The sequence below is a fragment of the Paenibacillus sp. 79R4 genome (genome assembly GCF_013393165.1).
In the GTDB taxonomy this organism is placed as follows: Bacteria; Bacillota; Bacilli; order Paenibacillales; family Paenibacillaceae; genus Fontibacillus.
Map to the genome: position 1 here is coordinate 100,768 of NZ_QJOT01000002.1, position 19,330 is coordinate 120,097.

Here is a 19,330-nt window from a genome sequence, read left to right on the forward strand (position 1 = left end):
CGGGTGCCTCGAAAGCAGCAGAACTCCCCAGCCCAGGTAACCAAGGAGATCCAAAAGTAAGACGTACCCGAAGGGGGAAAAGCGTGCCACGTGCCAAAGTAGAGCTCTCCCCAATGGGGAGAGCGGCTAAGGAGCGCCTGTTCCCCATCCACCCGTTAGTTCAGTTTGCAGGAGTCCAGAGGGCGGCAGGCCCTTTGGAGCCCTCCCTTACGGTAAGGGAGGGTTTGGGTGGGTTGAGACTACGAATGTATGTTCGAAAAAATGCTTGGCAAACGTTTCAAAACAAGGTACAATTGTTGTATAAAAGAAATTGATTTTCTTATTTAACTAATTTGTCATCAATCAAATTTGTGTAAATTTCTAATCATTGAGAAGGATGTGAGCTGATTGTCAGACCGCCGTGCTGCGCTGGAAATGGCGCTTCGTCAAATAGAAAAACAATTCGGAAAAGGTTCGATCATGAAGTTGGGAGAATCCACCCATATGCAGGTGGAAATTGTACCCAGCGGATCGATAGCATTGGATATCGCGCTTGGAACCGGGGGATTGCCTCGGGGGAGAATTATTGAAGTATACGGACCGGAATCATCCGGTAAGACTACCGTAGCCTTGCATGCAATCGCGGAAGTTCAAAAGGTTGGTGGACAAGCTGCATTTATCGATGCCGAGCACGCGCTTGACCCTTCCTATGCAAGTAAGCTAGGTGTAAATATTGATGAGTTGCTGTTGTCTCAGCCGGACACAGGCGAGCAGGCGTTGGAAATCGCCGAAGCGCTTGTTCGCAGCGGCGCAGTAGATATCATTGTTATAGACTCCGTAGCAGCCTTGGTACCTAAGGCTGAAATCGAAGGCGAGATGGGCGATTCTCATGTCGGCTTGCAAGCTCGTCTGATGTCCCAGGCACTTCGTAAACTGTCCGGGGCGATCAGCAAATCCAAGACGATTGCCATCTTTATCAACCAGCTTCGTGAGAAGGTGGGCGTAATGTTCGGTAATCCGGAGACCACTCCAGGTGGACGAGCACTCAAGTTCTATTCGACGGTTCGCCTTGATGTTCGCCGGGTAGAGACGATCAAGATGGGCAATGACATGGTCGGTAACCGGACCCGGATTAAAGTTGTAAAGAATAAGGTAGCTCCGCCGTTCAAACAGGCAGAGATTGATATTATGTATGGTGAAGGGATCTCCAAGGAAGGCAGCATTATCGATATCGGCGTTGAGCAGGATATTGTGGATAAGAGCGGCGCTTGGTATTCCTTTGCTGGCGAGCGTCTCGGTCAGGGACGTGAGAATGCGAAGCAGTATTTGAAGGAGCATCCGGAAATTGCAAATACGATTGAGCAGAAGATTCGCGAGAACAGCAACCTGACGACTTCAGTTGCGCCATCGTCTTCAAGCGAGCAGGAAGAAGAAGCTAAGGAAGAGCAGGCACTTTTCGAAGAAGAGTAAGAATGATATGGAGCGCTCTGCCGCCAGTAAACACTGGTTCGGACAGGGCGCTCTTGTCTAATAAAGGAGCGTAAACCTGGTGGAGCAACGATTTGGGAAGTCTAGATCCAAACCGTATACAGGAGCGGGCAAGGATAATGAGAAGGACGAAATCATCGACATTTCTGATCCTGGCTCATGGGAGAATCGCCGTTCATATAAGAATGAAGAATCGGAAAAAGCAGCAAGCCCAGCGGCAGCAGAGGGAAATGATCTGTCTGCTTTCCCTGAGGATAAAGAGCTGACCATTACATCGGTGCAGCTGCTGAAATCGCCAAAATTCCGATACCGTATTTACTTCGGTACTTTCCAGGTGGAAGTGCATGAAGATGTGATGGTCAAGTATCGCATGATGAAGGGCGCTGTATTTACCAAACTTGAATTGGAAGAGATCGTAATTGCCGATGAACGGCAGCGGGGATATGGAGAAGCCTTGAAATATCTTAGCCGCAAACCGCGAACTTCTTTTGAAATCGCTACTCGACTTAAAGAGAAGGGATGGAGCGAGGAGACGATTGGTGAAGTAATCGAACGGTTGATCCAAGAGCGTTGGATCAATGACGCCGCATACGCTCAGGAATGGGCAGGACAACGTCTTCGCAGCCGCGGGAAGGGTAAGGCATGGATCAGATATGAACTGCGTCAGAAGGGCATTTCCAAGCCTTTGATTGAAGAGGCGCTAGGGCAGGTCAGCGAAGACGAGGAGTATGACAGCGCCATGCAGCTCGCGCAGCGTAAATGGCGGACTACGTCCGGAGAGACGGCGGACAAGAAGCGCAAGATAGGCGCATTTTTAATGCGGAGGGGCTTCTCCGGCCAGCTCGCTGGCAAGGTACTCCGTGAGCTGATTCAAAAAGATGGTATAGAAGACAGGGATGAGTGGGAAGAATTATAAATTCATAGCGATATAGAGGGACACAGATTGTACAATCATGTCCTTTGCTTGACAATTTCTTTCATTAAATAATAAAATGGTCATGAATCTATATCATGTGGATCCTTATTCCTTCCAAATGATGGATCTAACTAGATTCTATTCGCAATCATGGGGCCAAGATTCCGGCATTTTAACGGAATATTCATGCTGATTTGGCGTGATAGCCTGTCTGAATCGGCAAGAAATCGATTCTTTGTATGATGATGAATGAAAACTGAAAACTAACAAGCATCCCAGGGAATGCCTTGGAGGAAACAGCGGGGAGGTGAACAGATGGACACAGTAATCTGGATCATTCTCGTTGCCGTCGCCGCTTTATTCTTTGGGTTCGGGATCGGATATTTTATTCGCAAATCTCTTGCAGAGGCTAAAATTTCCAGTGCGGAACATGCAGCAAGTCAAATTTTGGAAAGTGCAAAAAAAGACGCAGAAGCACTGAAAAAGGAAACGGTTCTTGAAGCGAAAGACGAAATTCATAAACTGAGAACCGAAGCTGACAAAGACATTCGTGAACGTCGGAATGAAATTCAACGACAAGAAAGACGATTGTTGCAAAAAGAAGAGTCGCTGGATAAAAAAATTGAATCACTGGAACGTAAAGAAGAACAAGTAGCTGGCAAAGAGAAGAGAATTGAAGAAACCCAGCAACAGATCGATCTGCTCTATAAGAGTCAGGTTCAGGAACTTGAGCGTATTTCCAATTTGAGCATGGAGGACGCCCGCACGATCATTCTTAATAATGTCGAGCAGGAGGTTCGCCATGAAACGGCTCAAATGATTAAAGACATTGAGTTGCAGGCGAAGGAAGAAGCCGATAAGAAATCGCGTGAAATTATTACACTAGCTATTCAGCGGTGTGCCGCTGATCACGTTGCTGAGACGACCGTCTCGGTAGTTGCTCTTCCGAATGAAGAGATGAAGGGCCGGATTATCGGGCGTGAAGGCCGCAACATCAGAGCACTGGAAACGTTGACTGGTATTGACTTGATTATCGATGACACGCCGGAAGCGGTTATCCTGTCAGGTTTTGATCCAATCCGTCGTGAAATCGCCCGCACAGCGCTGGAGAAACTGGTAGCTGACGGACGAATTCACCCAGCACGGATCGAAGAGATGGTTGAGAAATCACGTCGTGAAGTGGACGAAAGAATTCGTGAATACGGTGAACAAGCGACATTTGAGGTTGGTGTTCACGCGCTGCACCCGGATTTAATCAAGATTTTGGGTCGTCTCAAGTTCCGGACAAGCTATGGTCAGAACGTGCTGAAGCACTCGATGGAAGTAGCTTACTTGGCCGGACTTATGGCCGCCGAGTTGGGCGAGGATATTGCGCTTGCCAAACGTGCCGGACTGTTGCATGACATCGGGAAAGCGCTGGATCATGAAGTGGAAGGATCTCATGTCGAAATCGGCGTGGAACTGGCGAAGAAATACAAGGAACATCCGGTTGTTATCAACAGCATCGCTTCCCACCACGGAGATTGTGAAGCTACTTCGGTTATCGCTATGCTGGTTGGTGCGGCTGATGCATTGTCGGCAGCTAGACCTGGCGCTCGGCGTGAAACGTTGGAAACCTATATCCGTCGTTTGGAGAAGCTGGAAGAGATTTCGGAATCATTCGAAGGTGTGGAGAAGTCATTCGCAATTCAGGCAGGTCGCGAGGTTCGCGTTATGGTACAGCCTGAGAAAATCGATGATGCTGAAGCGTTCCGTCTGGCGCGTGACATTACGAAGAAGATTGAGAGTGAGCTGGATTATCCGGGTCACATCAAGGTTACGGTTATTCGTGAGACGAGAGCGGTTGAATATGCGAAGTAAAGGTTATGCTGATGAAGTGGCCCCTCGTGGGCCGCTTTTTCATTGAAAGCTCTATATTGAGAGGTTCAATCGATCCACTTACGTTAAGCAAAACCTCTCATCAGCACCTATGGATGAGCGGCCACGATGTGTAGACAGATCTATGAAAACTCTTACGAAACTACGTATCGTTATTTCCTTAAAAACAGAGGCAAAAAAAATCTAACGAAACGTCATATCGTTATTCAGGAGAAATCCCTGCTTTTAACCGCTAATATGCAAAAATAGTGCTACCCAGTTTCGTTAAAAATCCCAGGAGCCCGTTATGGGCCAAATAGCGCTACCCAGTTTCGTTAGAGATTCTACTAAGAAACAGCAGTGTACGGAATGGAGGAGAGACATTATTAAACTTTTATTTATTGGAGATATTGTTGGCAGTACGGGGCGGAAAGCAGTGCGGGAATCCCTTCCTCGCTTAAAATCTAAATACAGTCCCCATATTATTATCGCAAACGGGGAGAACGCGGCGTCCGGACGCGGAATTACGGAGAAGATTGCTAAGGAATTTTTCGATCTAGGCATCCACGGTTTGACGATGGGCAATCATACCTGGGATAACAAGGAGATCTTCGACTTTATTGACCGTGAGCCGCGAATGGTTCGTCCGGCCAACTTCCCTCCAGGGACACCCGGGATCGGTCATACCGTTATTAAGGGGAATGGCAAGGAACTGGCGGTGGTCAATCTGATGGGGCGCACGTTCTTGCCGGCGATTGATGATCCGTTCCGGGTAGCGGATGATATTCTAGCCGAGCTGTCGAAGAAGCATAAATGCATCATGGTTGATTTCCATGCCGAAGCAACATCGGAGAAGATTGCGATGGGCTGGTATTTAGATGGCAGAACTTCCTTCGTTGTAGGAACACATACGCATGTGCAGAGCAATGACGATATTATTTTGCCGCAGGGCACCGCTTATTTGACGGATTCCGGCATGGTTGGATCTCGTGAAGGAGTGCTGGGGATGGAGCGTTCGGCGGTGATTCGCAAGTTCACGACGCAGCTGCCGGTTCGGTTCCAGGTATGTGAAGGTAAATGGCATTTCCACGCTGTGTTCGTCGAGATCGATGAAGCCACCGGCAAAGCGAAAAAGATCGAGAAGATAAAAATGCTTGAAGATGAATGGTTCATGGACTAACGGATCAGATATACTCTAAAAATAGGTCTTCAAAAGGCGGCTTTCAGCATGAATGCAGTGCTTCCGATACTGTTTTCCCAAAAAACGGCTTTCAATACTAAAGCTGATGCTTCCGATGCGCGTTTTTTTCAAAACATTTCAGGAGTATGAGGCCAGAGCCTGTTGCTCATCCTTGGATGAGTTCGATCCCTTTTCTCGTGAGGAATGGACTTTTTGAACGACCTTCAAGGTACCTCCCAAAAAAGAAGGAATTATTTTGCAGCTCACGAATATCTTCTAAGTAGTGGAGTCAAACCATTATTCCCAGGGAGGTACTTACCATGGAAGTATTAAAAGTTTCAGCAAAGTCCAATCCCAACTCCGTTGCCGGTGCTCTAGCTGGAGTTCTAAGAGAGCGTGGTGCTGCTGAACTTCAGGCTATTGGAGCGGGTGCTCTTAACCAGGCCATCAAGGCGGTAGCCATAGCCCGGGGATTCGTTGCACCTAGCGGCGTAGATCTGATATGCATTCCGGCTTTTACGGATATTGTGATTGATGGTGAGGATCGCACGGCGATCAAGCTCATAGTTGAACCTAGATAAGGTCTTGTAGGAATGTAGGTGAACCTGTTTACTCATAAGTAGACAGGTTTTTTTGCTTTTTTGTAAAAAATGAATATGTATAAGCAAGATTTAAAATATACTGGAAAATAGAGTGATGAAGGAGGGGGACGTATTGAAAATTGTTGACTTCCATTGTGATGTGCTTAGCAAAATACAGCTGGATCGCAGTCTGGACTTCAAGGGTGCTAATGGACTTGATGTCAATCTAGAGCGTATGAAGCAAGGAGGGGTAGATCTGCAATGCTTTGCCATCTACCTATCGGAGAAATTAGGCCCGCCGGGCATTGAACATATCATGGAGCAGCTTGATCTATTTCAGGAGCGTATCGCATCGGAAGGAATCGGTCTCATTAGAAATACTGCTGATTTGGAACGGGTCGCAGCTTCGGGAGAGAGGAGCGGCTTGCTCTCTATTGAAGGAGCGGATGGCCTGGAGGGGGATTTATTCTACTTACGGCTTTGTTATGAACGGGGAGTGCGCTTTCTCGGGATTACCTGGAATTATGCGAATTGGGCGGCGGATGGTGTGATGGAGCTGCGTAATGGCGGCTTCACTCGTAAGGGGCTTGAGCTGGTGCAGGTCTGTCACGAGCTAGGAATTATACTAGATGTATCACATTTATCTCAGAAGGGCTTCTGGGAGCTGGTAGAGCTGTCTGAGAGTGCGAAGCGGCCTTTTATTGCCTCTCATTCGAATGCCTATCATATTTGCGCTCATGCCCGGAATTTGCACGATGAACAAATCAGAGCGATAATAGATAGCGGCGGTCGGATCGGTGTGACATTTGTCCCTTGGTTTGTAAAAGACAGCACAGTGGTACATAGTGAGGATCTGCTGCCGCATCTCGATCATATTTGCCAGCTGGGCGGCGAGAAGCAAATTATGTTTGGCTCCGATTTTGACGGAATTGATACCCATATAGATGATTTGCGGCATGCAGGTGATTATTACAGATGGGTAGAGACCCTGCTTAAACACTATCCGGAAGAGCTTGTAAAGGGCTGGATGTCCGGCAATGCCCTGGAATTTTTGCAAAAGTGGCTACCCTCAGATAAGTAAGCGCTTTAATTAATCCAATTACGAGATCGTTATGATCGAAAACAACTATATGAAAAAGGGTAGAAAACGCTTGCTTTTTATATGTCTTCGACATAAAATTGACATGACTCTGAAACAGAATGTTCACAAGTGTCACGGTAAAGTGTGATAGTTAACATGTCGATGTTCTGGGAGTGCTATTATTATTTTAATTTTATATCTTTTATAGTGCGATACGATTAAAGGGGTGGGCGATCTTGATTAGTCAATTGTCTTGGAAGATCGGTGGACAGCAAGGCGAAGGGGTTGAAAGTACGGACCGGATTTTTTCGACAGCCTTGAATAGACTTGGGTATTATTTGTACGGATACCGTCATTTTTCCTCGCGTATTAAAGGTGGTCATACGAACAACAAAATCCGGATTAGTACCAAGCCGATTCGAGCTATTTCCGACGACTTGGACATCTTAGTCGCTTTTGACCAAGAAAGTATCGATTTGAATGCGCATGAGCTATGCAGCGGTGGAGTCATTGTTGCAGACGCCAAGTTTAATCCGTCTGTTCCTGAAGGAATCGATGCGAAGCTGTTCCCTGTTCCAATTACGAGCATTGCGGAGGAACTGGGCACTTCGCTGATGAAGAATATGGTTGCTTCAGGCGCCTCTTGGGCCCTCTTGGGATTGCCGCTTGAAGTATTTAATAAAGCGGTTGAAGAGGAATTTGGCCGTAAAGGTCAAGCCATTGTGGACAAAAATATCGAAGCGGTGAAGCGCGGTGCCGATTTTGTACTGGAGCTGGCCGGGGGACCTCTTGATAACTTCAAGCTGGAACCGGCTGACGGCAAGCAGAAGCTGTTCATGATCGGTAACGATGCGATCGGACTTGGTGCGGTTGCGGCAGGCTGCCGAATCATGAGTGCATATCCGATTACACCGGCTTCCGAAATTATGGAATATTTGATTAAGAAATTGCCTAAGCTTGGCGGCACCGTTGTACAAACGGAGGATGAAATTGCCGCCATTACGATGGCTATCGGTTCGAACTATGCCGGTGTACGCTCTATGACCGCATCAGCGGGCCCTGGATTGTCGCTGATGATGGAGGCGATCGGACTTGCCGGCATGACCGAGACGCCGGTCGTTATCGTTGATACACAGCGTGGCGGCCCAAGTACCGGGCTTCCGACAAAGCAGGAGCAGAGCGATATCAATGCCCTGATCTACGGAACGCATGGCGAAATTCCAAAGATCGTCATTGCGCCTAGCTCGATCGAGGAATGCTTCTATGATACCGTTGAAGCGTTCAATCTGGCTGAGAAGTATCAGGTTCCGGTCATCGTGGCTACCGATCTGCAATTATCCTTGGGCAAGCAGTCCTGTGAAATGCTGGATTATAACAAGATTCAAATCGAACGCGGTTATATCGTGAAGGATATTCCGGAACGTGAAGATAAGAGTATGTTCAACCGTTACGCGGTGACGGACAATGGTATTTCTCCTCGGGTATTGCCTGGCGAGAAGAATGGTATTCACCATGTTACTGGCGTAGAGCATGATGAAGCCGGACGTCCGTCCGAATCGACGGCCAACCGGAAGAAAATGATGGATAAACGTCTGCGTAAGCTGGACGAAATGCAGATTACGAACCCGATTCATCTGCATTCCCCGCATGCCGAGCCCGATCTTCTGATCGTAGGCATGGGCTCAACAGGCGGCACAATCGATCAAGCTCGCCTTCGCCTGAATGGTGAAGGAGTGACATCGAACCATATGACGGTACGCCAAATGCATCCGTTCCCAACGGAACTGATCCTTCCGGAAATCGAGAAGGCGAAGAAGGTTCTCGTATTTGAGAATAACGCGACGGGCCAATTGGCGAACCTGATGAAGCTGCATTGCGGCAACCATGACAAAATTCTGAATGCATTAAAATATGATGGCAGTCCGTTCCTGCCTTCGGAAGTATTCGAAGAATGCGCAAAGGCCGCCGGCTATAAACCGCACGAGGAGTTGGTACAAAATGGCAACCTTTAAGGAGTTCCGTAACAATATCAAACCTAACTGGTGTCCAGGTTGTGGAGATTTTTCAGTGCAGGCCGCGATTCAGCGCGCTGCAGCGAATGTAGGACTTGAACCGGAGAACTTGGCTGTAATCTCAGGCATCGGTTGCTCCGGGCGGATTTCGGGGTACATTAACGCGTATGGTCTTCACGGCATTCATGGCCGTGCGCTCCCGATCGCACAAGGCGTGAAGCTGGCTAACCGCGATCTGACGGTGATCGCATCCGGCGGTGACGGTGATGGGTTCGCGATCGGTATCGGGCATACCATCCATGCGATCCGCAGAAATATTAATATGACCTACATCGTTATGGATAATCAGATTTATGGCCTGACGAAGGGGCAAACTTCACCGCGCAGCGGTGAGGGCTTCAAGACGAAGAGCACGCCGGAAGGCTCGATTGAATCGACGCTTTCCCCGCTTGAGCTGGCGATTTCAGCCGGGGCGACCTTTGTGGCTCAATCGTTCTCCAGCGATCTGAAGCAACTGACTTCCTTGATCGAACAAGGCATTCAGCATGAAGGCTTCTCGTTAATCAACGTATTCAGCCCGTGCGTCACCTTTAACAAGGTGAACACATACGATTGGTTCAAAGAACATATTACGAATCTCGACACGATGCCGGATTATGATCCTAGCAACCGCACGCAGGCCATGACGACGTTGATGGATACGGGCAGCATGATTACGGGTCTGATCTATCAGAACAAAGACAGGAAGTGCTATGAGGACCTGGTTCATGGCTTTAAGCCAGAGCCGCTTGTGAATCAGCCGCTGGCATTAAGCGAGACTGAGTTTGACAATCTTGTTGCAGAATTCAGATAATTGGTAAAAAGATGCCCGTATTTTACGGACATCTTTTTCTTTTTACATGAAAAAGGTGTATAATAAGGGGCGATGTAGAAATGTCACACCCGTGATAGAGAAAAAACGAGGAGTGTTTACAAAATGAGCAAGACTGTACCTGTCGGCGTATCAGCACGTCATATTCATTTAACTCAAGAGCATATTGAAGCTTTGTTTGGACAAGGTTATCAGCTTACTGAATTCAAGCCGTTGTCCCAACCAGGACAATTCGCGTCTAACGAGACAGTAGCCGTCGTTGGACCGAAAGGCCAATTTGACAAAGTTCGCATTTTGGGCCCTGCACGTCCGGCTTCCCAATTGGAAATTTCCCGTACGGATTCCTTTGCTATCGGCGTTAAGGCTCCGGTTCGTGAGTCCGGCAAGATTGACGGAACGCCTGGAATCAAAGTAGTGGGTCCTGCTGGCGAAGTTGAACTGGAGCAAGGCGTGATCGTAGCAGCGCGTCATATCCACTTCCACACTTCCGATGCTGCGAAATGGGGCATCCAGGATAAAGAATTGCTGAAGGTTCGTTTCGGCGGAGAACGCGGTATGATTATGGAAAATGTCATCGCGCGTGTATCGGATTCCTTCGCACTTGATATGCATATCGATACAGATGAAGCGAATGCTGCTGGCGCCAAAAATGGCGATATCGCAGAAATCGTAGAATAATCATCGGTTATTATAGACAAGGGTCTCGCTCGATCGTAACAGATCGGCGAGACCCTTTATTCATTAGGAGGCTTTTGCAGGTTGAATTAATCGCTTTCGATCGCTACGGCATGAGCGATGCATGGAATGCTCTCTCCTTGCTGAAAGGATAGCGGGGAGAGGAGGGCGCCGGTAGCAACGACAAGCAGTCGCTTCAACTCGCCGCGCTTCATACGATTCAGCAAATGGCCGTAAGTAACAACAGCGGAGCAGGCGCACCCGCTCGCCCCAGCCTGTACATTCTGCTTATCGTAGTTATAAATCATCATCCCGCAGTCCTGATAATCCGTCTGGTCGATCGGGAAGTTATTGCGCTTGAATAATTCCTTGGCGATCTTATAGCCAACTTTGGATAGATCGCCAGTAACGATCAGATCATAATACGAAGGTTCAATCTGCATATCTCGGAAGTGAGCCTGGATGGTGTCGACTGCCGCCGGTGCCATCGCTGCGCCCATATTAAAGGGGTCCGTGATTCCCATATCGATCACGCGGCCAATCGTCGCTGAAGTAATTTTCGGACCGCTCCCTTCCAGCGACAGGACGGCTGAACCTGAACCGGTGACTGTAAATTGCGCGGTTGGCGGCTTTTGCGAACCGTATTCCGTCGGATATCTGAACTGCTTCTCCACACTGGCATTATGACTGCAAGTCCCGGCCAGCGCGTGCTTGGCACCGTTATAATTCACAATATATGCTGCCAAGGCCAGGCTTTCCATCGAGGTAGAGCAGGCCCCGAATACACCCAGATAAGGGATGCTTAGCGTCCGGGCAGCAAAGCTGCTGCTAATAATCTGGTTCATCAGATCGCCGCCGAAGTAGAATTGAATTTGTTCCTTCGTCAGTCCAGCCTTCTCAATAGCTTTCTTGGCGGACTCTTCAAGCAACGTTTTCTCCGCCTTTTCCCAGCTGTCTTGACCTAAGTACAGATCGCCATGAATGATGTCGAAGTCATTGGCTAAGGGCCCCTGCCCTTCGAAGGGGCCGACGATGGTAGCGCTGCTTATAATGGTTGGCTTATTCTCGAACACCCAGCTTTGATGGCCTTTTAGCATAGTTAATGACCTCCCCCGGAAAAATCTGGAATGAAGATAGCGTAAAATAAACCTACGATAAACGCTGCAAAGGTACCGAACACGATGACGGAACCGGCGAGCTGGAACATGCCGGCGCCAACGCCGAGAACCATTCCTTCCGCGCGATGCTCAAGCGCAGACGAGGTCATGGAATTGGCGAATCCGGTGACCGGCACGGCTGTGCCTGCCCCGGCCCACTGTGCGATCTTATCATAGACCCCCAGGCAGGTCAGAATAACAGCGATCAGAACGAGCACGGCAACCGTCGGATTAGAGGCGCTCTTCTCGTCAAATCCGCCAAAAGCGATAAAGGCCTGGCGAATGCACTCGCCGAGCAAACAGATCATCCCACCGACCAGGAAAGCACGAAGACAGTTTTTGAGCACCGGGCGTTTAGGCTCCATGGATGAAGCCAGGCGCTGGTACTTTTGCTGCGTAGGAGTCATTTTTTTGTTTTTTGCATTAGCCATGTTACGCACTTCCTTTATTGTTGTATCAACACTTGCCTCGTGTCATCAATGACGTGCTGCAATTGCTCGGAGCAGGTGGTATATATTTGCTTATTCGTCTCGTTCTCCGTCGAGAGGGCGAACATTTCGAGATCCGCTTGACATTTCTTGAGTGTTGCCAGAAGCAGCGGTTTCTCTTGAGGTTGCGGAATTTTGATTTTATCATCGTACAGGTCGACATAGAGCTGCCCATAGCCATCGACCTGGCCAAGATAGACATTTTCAAGGGACACGCCTTGCTTCTCCAGCTCGGTATTTAGCCATTGCCGACCGAAGCCAGCTGTTGCCAGAGGTTCGTCCATGATTTTGCCGTCAAGGATGACAGTTTGCGGCTCGGCTTCGGTCGGGATCGAAATCCCCAGCTGCGCCAGCGTAATCGGTTGATATTGATCCTTCAGCAAGGCGTTAACCTGGCCATCCGGTTCGATGACGGCATATTCGACCTGGGATACCTTAAAGATGCTCTTCCTGCGAAGCTGCTCCATGAGCTCTTCATTGGTCAGCTTCTCTTTCATCAGATTGTCCTCGAGAACTTTGCCATCTTTAATAAGAACTGTGCCTTTGCTGTCGATGACATCCCGTGATTTCTTGCTCTTCATCTGCAGGAACTCGATTCCCAGGGAGACTAAGAACCAGGTCACGATAGCGACAAGCGCAATGTACCAATCTTGGTCGTGATTTATGGATAGGAAAGCCGCTAAATCCCCTATTGTTATCCCCGTAACATATTCGAAGAAGGTTAATTGCGAGAGCTGCCTTTTTCCAAGAATACGGGTCATGAGAAAGAGCACGAAGGCGGCGGATAAAGTTCTGATGATAATTTCTAACCACACGGGCATAGCGAGAAAGCTCCTTTCAGCATGCATGCGCAATTTGACATTTACTTATCAGATTTTTGAACAGTCATTGTATCCCAATTATGCGCAACTTGCGTTATTTTACTAACACAATATATGGCAAGAGGCTGATGAATCAGTCCGAGCGAATATGGCAAAATTAATGCTTGTTCAAATTGAATCAGATAAGGTGGTGAACAAATTGACTGTAGCATCCCAAGTGAAGACAACCGTTGCATCCCTCAAAAGTGCCCAGGCCAGCCTTGAGTCATTTGCTCTAAGCACTCAAAACCAGGAAGCCAAGCAACTGTTCACTAATGCTGCCCAGCAAACGCAGCAAATCGTGGATCAAGTGCAATCCCGCGTACAACAGCTGGAGCAGGAAGAGCCACAGTATAAAGGTTTCTAAGCATTAAAAGGGTATAAAGAGAAGCTTCGTTCTGACCGGAACGGGGTTTCTTTTTTTGTGGAATAAGTGTGTGCGTTAAGGACTGTGGAAATAGACCTTTTCGCGGGGACCCAGGTAGATAAGCACTATAAATCATGTTATAATTTAGTGTAATGCATTTTTATAAGGTTGCTGAACCTCATGGGTACACACATAGATTGGTAAAAGGGAGTGAGCCGACACCGTGGCTAAAGAAACCAAGGATTACTCCAAGTATTTTGATTTTTCGGACGCTAAAGTCATCTCGGAGGACGAACGAGGGAAGAAGATCAGAATCCGCGGACGGGAGATCCAAATCTTGTCGGAACCGAACAGCCGAATTGAGAAGCAGCGTGGCAAGGAAGAGATCAAAGTGCTATATGACAATATGGTACCGGAGGAGCTTCGGCATATTGGACTCGGCAAGCACTATATTGTGTATACGTTTGGTTGCCAAATGAATGAGCATGACAGTGAGACGATCAAGGGCCTTCTGGAGCAGATGGGTTATCAGCCCACGGAGGATCGTAAGGAAGCGGATATTATTCTGTACAATACCTGTGCGATCCGCGAGAATGCCGAAGACAAAGTATTCGGTGAACTTGGGCATATGAAAGTATTGAAAATGGAGAAGCCGGATTTACTGCTCGGCGTATGCGGCTGCATGTCGCAGGAAGAGGGCGTTGTCAACCGGATCTTGCAGAAGCATGGTTTTGTAGATATGATCTTCGGTACGCATAATATTCATCGTCTGCCTTATTTGATTCAGGAGGCACTGTTCGGTAAAGAGATGGTGGTCGAGGTCTGGTCCAAGGAAGGCGACATTATCGAAAACCTGCCGAAGAAACGCGAAGGCATGCGCGCTTGGGTGAATATTATGTATGGCTGTGACAAGTTCTGTACATATTGCATTGTTCCATTCACACGTGGGAAGGAGCGAAGCCGCAGGCCAGAGGATGTCATCGCCGAAGTGAGGGAACTGGCACGGCAGGGCTTCAAGGAGATTACGCTGCTGGGTCAGAATGTGAATGCTTACGGCAAGGATTTTACCGATATCGATTACCGATTCGGGGATTTAATGGATGACATCCATAAGATCAATATTCCGCGCATTCGCTTTACGACCTCACATCCGCGCGATTTCGATGATCATCTGATTGAAGTATTGGCGAAGGGCGGCAATTTGGTGGAGCATATTCACCTTCCGGTACAGTCGGGCAGCAGCGCTGTTCTGAAGAAAATGAGCCGCAAATATACGCGCGAGAGCTATTTGGAGCTCGCTGCGAAGATTAAGGCTGCAATACCTAATGTAGTGCTGACAACAGACATCATCGTTGGCTTCCCGGGGGAGACGGATGAGCAGTTCGAGGAGACGTTGTCCTTGGTTCGTGAAGTCGGTTTTGATTCGGCATTTACATTTATATATTCGCCGCGGGAAGGCACACCGGCAGCGGTCATGGAAGATAATGTACCGATGGAAGTGAAGAAGCAGCGACTGCAGCGGTTGAATGAGACGATCAACGAATACAGCCGCAAGTTTAATGATGCGCTTCGTGGTGAAATTGTTGAAGTATTGGTCGAAGGGGAGAGCAAGCGGAATTCGAATATCCTCTCCGGCCGAACAAGAACGAACAAGCTCGTTCATTTTGAAGGAAGCACCGATTTGATTGGCAAATTCGTCATGGTAGAAATCACCGAGCCGATGACCTGGTATATTAAGGGGAATATCTTACCGGAGAGCATTACTTCCGTGTCTTGATTAGGCGATGGAAACCGCCCGAACGAATAAGAACTCTACTAACCGAAAGCATATGATGAGGAGGGAAAACCTTGACGCAGCAACATCAACAGCAAACCGATTGCGGGATTCCAAAGTTTGATTCCCGGGATACGGTAATTCGCGAAGATATTATGGCAAAAGCGAAGGAATTGGCCGCCTTGATCGGCACTAGCGAGGAAGTTCAGCAATTTAAGAAAGCCGAGCAAAAAATTCAGAGGCATGATAAGGTGCAAAGTTTAATTAGCACCATTAAGAAGAAGCAGAAGGAAATCGTTGCCTTCGAAAGCTTTCAGAACAAAGCAATGGTGGATAAGATCGAAGCTGAAATTTCAGCATTGCAGGATGAATTAGACAATATTCCACTCGTTACTGATTTTCAGCAAAGCCAGAGTGATATCAACTATTTGCTGCAGCTTGTCATTTCGGTAATAAGCGATACTGTGTCACAGAAGGTAAATGTAGAGACAGGAAGCGAAGAGCCGGCAACGACTTCCGGCTATGGAGATTAATGACGTAATTAGTCGGTGCGGAAGTATGCTTCCGCACCTTTTTATTGATTGCTGAATCGGCGCCTTGAAGAGAAGATGGCCTAGAAAATAAGGAGGTAGCGATTCATGGATTGGTCAGAAATTATGCTGAAGGAGCAAATGAGCTTCTCAGGCGATTTGGGTATGAAATTCAACCAGATTGATAAGGAATGTGTGGAGCTCGAGCTGGAGATCCAGGAGAAGCATTTAAACTATGTTGGCATCGTGCATGGAGGGGTTTTGTCCTCGCTGATGGATCAAGCAATGGGAACCCTGGTTGGCGCGATTAAGGGACGCCTTGGGGTTACGACACATTTGAATGTTAATTTCCTGCATGCAGCTAAAGCAGGGGCCATCAAAACCTATGCTTATCCTGTACACGAGACTTTCCGTACGATGACCTGCCGTGCAGAAGTGCGTGACTGCAATGATGAGCTTTGCTGCGTGGCTACCGGTACTTTCCGTTTGCCTCGCGAGTGAGCGAAGATAAACGACGGGACAGATTATGGCAGGCAAACACATGTGATTAACCCTATTATTGATTAATAAGATTAATAAGGAAACTGTATTTTCTTTTATTGCATTTTTCGTCCTTAGGGTAGAATGTTATATAATAATAGGTTCTAGTAAGTGCTCCAACGGTTGGGTTTTCAGCATCAAAGCGGATGCTTCCGAAGTGCGTTTTTCCATTAAGCTTCGCCCGGTTGATGTTAGGGACAAGCGGAGCTACAGGTTTTCACAGAAACGACTTCGGAAGCATGTGCTTAAAGTTTTTACATGAGCATCTGAGATGTTTGCAGAGGAAACATAATCCGGCAAGCATATGCATGTGCTCGGCTGAATTCAGGATTCGATGTTGGGTTACTGCTTCTTGGGGTTACTTGCGTAATCAAAAGGGGACCTTTGAATGAACTTAAGGGCGTTATCATTATGACTGATGTGGTGATGGTGAATCGTGATGAGTAAAGAACAAGAGCAAGAGAGGACCAAGGGTGTGATGGAGGTTAAGAAATATCGCACTCCGGACGGAATTCCGGCGGATATCGTGATGTTTACTTTGACCCGTCAGGAGAGAAAGGCCTCGACCAAATCTTTGCCAAGGTTTGATCTGAAGGTCATGCTGATTCGCAGAAGAAGCTGGCCGTTTGCGGGGGCATGGGCATTGCCGGGCGGATTTTGCCAGGAGGATGAATCGCTGTACGAGACGGCGAGAAGAGAACTGAAGGAAGAGACCGGGGTTGACGGACATCATCTGGAATATCTCGGCGTATACAGTAAGCCAGGCCGCGACCCGCGCGGGTGGATTATTTCACACGCTTTCTTCGCCCTGGTTGAGGAATGGGTGATCGAGAAGCGGCAAGCTGCGGATGATGCCCAGGAAGTGGGGCTGTTTCCGGTGCGCGAGGCGCTTGAAGAGCTGCAGCTGGCTTTTGACCATCGTGAAATATTGCAGGATGCCTATTTAAGAATCCAGCAGCAGATGCTGCATACAACCATTGCCAAGCAGTTCCTGCCCCCCCATTTTACGCTGGGCGAGCTTTATCAGGTGATTCAGACGGTGGTACCTGATTTTGCAGAGCTCAATTTTATTCGTAAAATTACTTCCACACGGAGCAGGCAGGGCATTCTGGAAGAGGTTCGCGACGAAAACGGCAAGCCGATGTTGTCCAACCAGTATTCCCAGCGTCCGGCACAGCTCTATCGATTTACGGATTTTACACCTCAGTTATCGATTTACACATAGAGTAAGTATTTAAGTAGCTCGGCCGGATTTTGGCCTCATTTATGAATAGGGCAGAGGGGATTACCTGCTGCCTCTTTTTTGTCATCAGGATGGATAGAGAGGGCGAGGACCATGTACTGTACAGATATGGCGTTACATACGGATAAGTATCAAATCAATATGATCTATGCACACTGGCTGAATGGTACCCATCTGAAGCAAACCGTATTCGAAGCTTACTTTCGCAAGTTGCCGTTCGGGAATGGATATGCGGTATTTGCGGGGTTGGAACGGATTGTAAACTATATATCCGGTTTGAAATTTACGGAAGAGGACCTCAGCTATTTGGCAACGCAGGAGGAGAATTATCAGCCGGAATTCCTGGACCTGCTGCGCAGCTTCCGCTTTAGCGGCAATATCTATTCCTTTAAAGAGGGGGCTTTGTGCTTCCCGAATGAGCCTTTGATTCGTGTGGAAGGCACCATTATGGAGACTCAGCTTGTGGAGACGGCGCTGCTTAACTTCATGAACTTCCAGACGTTGATCGCGACCAAGGCATCGCGCATTAAGCGAGTGGCTGAGCATGATATCTTGATGGAGTTCGGAACGCGCCGTGCTCAGGAAGCCGATGCGGCGATCTGGGGAGCGAGGGCCACATATATCTCGGGATTTGATGCAACATCAAACCTGTTGGCCGGCAAAGTATTTGGAATCCCGACCAAAGGGACGCACGCGCATTCCTGGGTCCAGATTTTCGATTCCGAGGAAGAGGCATTTGATATCTATGCCAAGGCGCTGCCGGATCAGGTATCGCTGTTAGTTGATACGTTCGATACGCTGGAGAGCGGTGTGCCAAATGCCATCAAGACGGCACATAAGCTTGAGGAAGCCGGCAAACGTCTCGGCAGCATCCGTATTGATAGCGGCGACCTTGCCTATCTGTCTATTAAGGCCCGCAGGATGCTGGATGATGCTGGACTTCCTTATGTGAAGATTGTCGCCTCCAACGACTTGGACGAGAATACGATCTTTAACCTGAAGGCACAAGGGGCGAGAATCGATTCCTGGGGAGTCGGAACACAGCTCATAACAGCAGCGGACCAGCCGGCGCTAGGCGGGGTGTATAAGCTGGTGGAGCGCGAGTATAATGGCGTGATGGAGCCAACGATCAAGATCTCCGGCAATCCGGAGAAGGTAACTTCTCCAGGCAAGAAGGATGTGCTGCGGATTGTCAGCAAGGAGAGCTGCAAGTGCATCGCCGACTACGTTTGCTTCCCGCATGAACAGCAGGCCCGGACAGGCGGCAATTTGCGGCTGTTCGATCCTGTGCATCCTTATATTAAGAAGTCCGTGAAAGATTATGAGGCAATCCCGATGCTGCAACCGATTTTTGAGCAGGGGGAATTAGTTTATGATATGCCTACTTTGGAGGAGATCAAAGCCTACCATAAAGAGCAGGTTGACATGTTCTGGCCGGAATATTTGCGCAAATTAAATCCAGAAATCTATCGTGTCAGATTAAGCCAGGAGGCATGGGAGCTTCGGCAGAGAATGATTGAGGAACGGCTTAGCGTACATGAGGTTATAGAGGAATAATCTATTTATAGACCAGGACTGCTTGCAGGCGTTCGCTTGCGGCAGTCTTTTTTGCGTGCAATAAAATTATTTCTCGGGAAAGCGCAAAAATCGATTTTTTTAGAGATTAGCTGCTCTTGTACCCCAACAAGGATAGTTTCCGAAGTCGTTTTCTGCGAAAACGTGGAGTTCCTC

Annotated in this window: 18 protein-coding genes; 15 read left to right on the forward strand and 3 right to left on the reverse strand. The window is 48.2% G+C overall.

Annotation, left to right across the window (positions count from 1 at the left end; translation table 11 throughout):
• Nucleotides 1–387 precede the first annotated feature (387 nt).
• The 9 genes from recA (at nucleotide 388) to pduL (ending at nucleotide 10,643) form a co-directional block, all read left to right on the forward strand.
• The gene (gene recA / locus DMN77_RS02440) at nucleotides 388–1,449 is read left to right on the forward strand and encodes a recombinase RecA (protein ID WP_068780783.1); all 1,062 of its coding nucleotides are present in this window, start codon (nucleotides 388–390) and stop codon (nucleotides 1,447–1,449) included.
• Nucleotides 1,450–1,528: 79 nt separating this feature from the next.
• Nucleotides 1,529–2,383, forward strand: coding sequence for a regulatory protein RecX (locus DMN77_RS02445; protein ID WP_179013366.1), 855 nt, complete (start codon nucleotides 1,529–1,531; stop codon nucleotides 2,381–2,383).
• A gap of 315 nt (nucleotides 2,384–2,698) precedes the next feature.
• Nucleotides 2,699–4,243, forward strand: a complete 1,545-nt coding sequence (rny, locus tag DMN77_RS02450) for a ribonuclease Y (protein ID WP_068780784.1) — start codon at nucleotides 2,699–2,701, stop codon at nucleotides 4,241–4,243.
• Nucleotides 4,244–4,625: 382 nt separating this feature from the next.
• Nucleotides 4,626–5,420, forward strand: a complete 795-nt coding sequence (locus DMN77_RS02455) for a TIGR00282 family metallophosphoesterase (protein ID WP_068780953.1) — start codon at nucleotides 4,626–4,628, stop codon at nucleotides 5,418–5,420.
• Nucleotides 5,421–5,740: 320 nt separating this feature from the next.
• On the forward strand, nucleotides 5,741–6,001 hold the full coding sequence (locus DMN77_RS02460; protein ID WP_006286829.1) for a stage V sporulation protein S: 261 nt from the start codon (nucleotides 5,741–5,743) through the stop codon (nucleotides 5,999–6,001).
• Between the two features lie 133 nt (nucleotides 6,002–6,134).
• Nucleotides 6,135–7,082 (forward strand): dipeptidase, encoded by a 948-nt coding sequence (locus DMN77_RS02465; protein ID WP_372775238.1) that lies wholly within the window; start codon nucleotides 6,135–6,137, stop codon nucleotides 7,080–7,082.
• 236 nt (nucleotides 7,083–7,318) lie between these two features.
• Nucleotides 7,319–9,094, forward strand: coding sequence for a 2-oxoacid:acceptor oxidoreductase subunit alpha (locus tag DMN77_RS02470; RefSeq protein WP_068780786.1), 1,776 nt, complete (start codon nucleotides 7,319–7,321; stop codon nucleotides 9,092–9,094).
• Nucleotides 9,081–9,947: a 2-oxoacid:ferredoxin oxidoreductase subunit beta gene (locus tag DMN77_RS02475; RefSeq protein WP_068780787.1), complete on the forward strand. Its 867-nt coding sequence runs from the start codon at nucleotides 9,081–9,083 to the stop codon at nucleotides 9,945–9,947. Before DMN77_RS02470 ends, DMN77_RS02475 begins: the two co-directional genes overlap by 14 nt.
• Nucleotides 9,948–10,070: 123 nt before the next feature.
• Nucleotides 10,071–10,643: a phosphate propanoyltransferase gene (gene pduL, locus DMN77_RS02480; RefSeq protein ID WP_068780788.1), complete on the forward strand. Its 573-nt coding sequence runs from the start codon at nucleotides 10,071–10,073 to the stop codon at nucleotides 10,641–10,643.
• Nucleotides 10,644–10,729: 86 nt separating this feature from the next.
• Here the strand turns inward: pduL and spoVAD are convergent, their stop codons facing one another.
• The 3 genes from spoVAD to DMN77_RS02495 are packed head-to-tail and all read right to left on the reverse strand — an operon-like array spanning nucleotide 10,730 to nucleotide 13,106.
• Nucleotides 10,730–11,737, reverse strand: coding sequence for a stage V sporulation protein AD (spoVAD, locus tag DMN77_RS02485; RefSeq protein WP_068780789.1), 1,008 nt, complete (start codon nucleotides 11,735–11,737; stop codon nucleotides 10,730–10,732).
• Between the two features lie 2 nt (nucleotides 11,738–11,739).
• Nucleotides 11,740–12,228 carry a stage V sporulation protein AC gene (gene spoVAC, locus DMN77_RS02490; protein WP_179013369.1) on the reverse strand — a complete coding sequence of 163 codons (489 nt, stop codon included), beginning with the start codon at nucleotides 12,226–12,228 and terminating at the stop codon, nucleotides 11,740–11,742.
• 14 nt (nucleotides 12,229–12,242) lie between these two features.
• Nucleotides 12,243–13,106, reverse strand: a complete 864-nt coding sequence (locus DMN77_RS02495; protein ID WP_068780791.1) for a DUF421 domain-containing protein — start codon at nucleotides 13,104–13,106, stop codon at nucleotides 12,243–12,245.
• A 199-nt stretch (nucleotides 13,107–13,305) separates the two neighbouring features.
• On the opposite strand from DMN77_RS02495, the gene DMN77_RS02500 reads away from it, so the two are divergent.
• The 6 genes from DMN77_RS02500 to DMN77_RS02525 all read left to right on the forward strand — a co-directional run bounded on the left by DMN77_RS02500 (nucleotide 13,306) and on the right by DMN77_RS02525 (nucleotide 19,156).
• On the forward strand, nucleotides 13,306–13,512 hold the full coding sequence (locus DMN77_RS02500; protein WP_068780954.1) for a DUF1657 domain-containing protein: 207 nt from the start codon (nucleotides 13,306–13,308) through the stop codon (nucleotides 13,510–13,512).
• Between the two features lie 223 nt (nucleotides 13,513–13,735).
• On the forward strand, nucleotides 13,736–15,289 hold the full coding sequence (gene miaB / locus DMN77_RS02505; RefSeq protein ID WP_179013370.1) for a tRNA (N6-isopentenyl adenosine(37)-C2)-methylthiotransferase MiaB: 1,554 nt from the start codon (nucleotides 13,736–13,738) through the stop codon (nucleotides 15,287–15,289).
• Nucleotides 15,290–15,360: 71 nt separating this feature from the next.
• Nucleotides 15,361–15,819 carry a YlbF/YmcA family competence regulator gene (locus tag DMN77_RS02510; protein WP_256872200.1) on the forward strand — a complete coding sequence of 153 codons (459 nt, stop codon included), beginning with the start codon at nucleotides 15,361–15,363 and terminating at the stop codon, nucleotides 15,817–15,819.
• Nucleotides 15,820–15,924: 105 nt separating this feature from the next.
• Entirely contained in the window at nucleotides 15,925–16,317 is a 393-nt protein-coding gene (locus DMN77_RS02515; protein WP_068780794.1) for a PaaI family thioesterase, read from the forward strand.
• A gap of 478 nt (nucleotides 16,318–16,795) precedes the next feature.
• Nucleotides 16,796–17,581 (forward strand): NUDIX domain-containing protein, encoded by a 786-nt coding sequence (locus DMN77_RS02520; protein ID WP_068780795.1) that lies wholly within the window; start codon nucleotides 16,796–16,798, stop codon nucleotides 17,579–17,581.
• A gap of 111 nt (nucleotides 17,582–17,692) precedes the next feature.
• Nucleotides 17,693–19,156 carry a nicotinate phosphoribosyltransferase gene (locus DMN77_RS02525; protein ID WP_179013372.1) on the forward strand — a complete coding sequence of 488 codons (1,464 nt, stop codon included), beginning with the start codon at nucleotides 17,693–17,695 and terminating at the stop codon, nucleotides 19,154–19,156.
• Nucleotides 19,157–19,330: the final 174 nt, after the last annotated feature.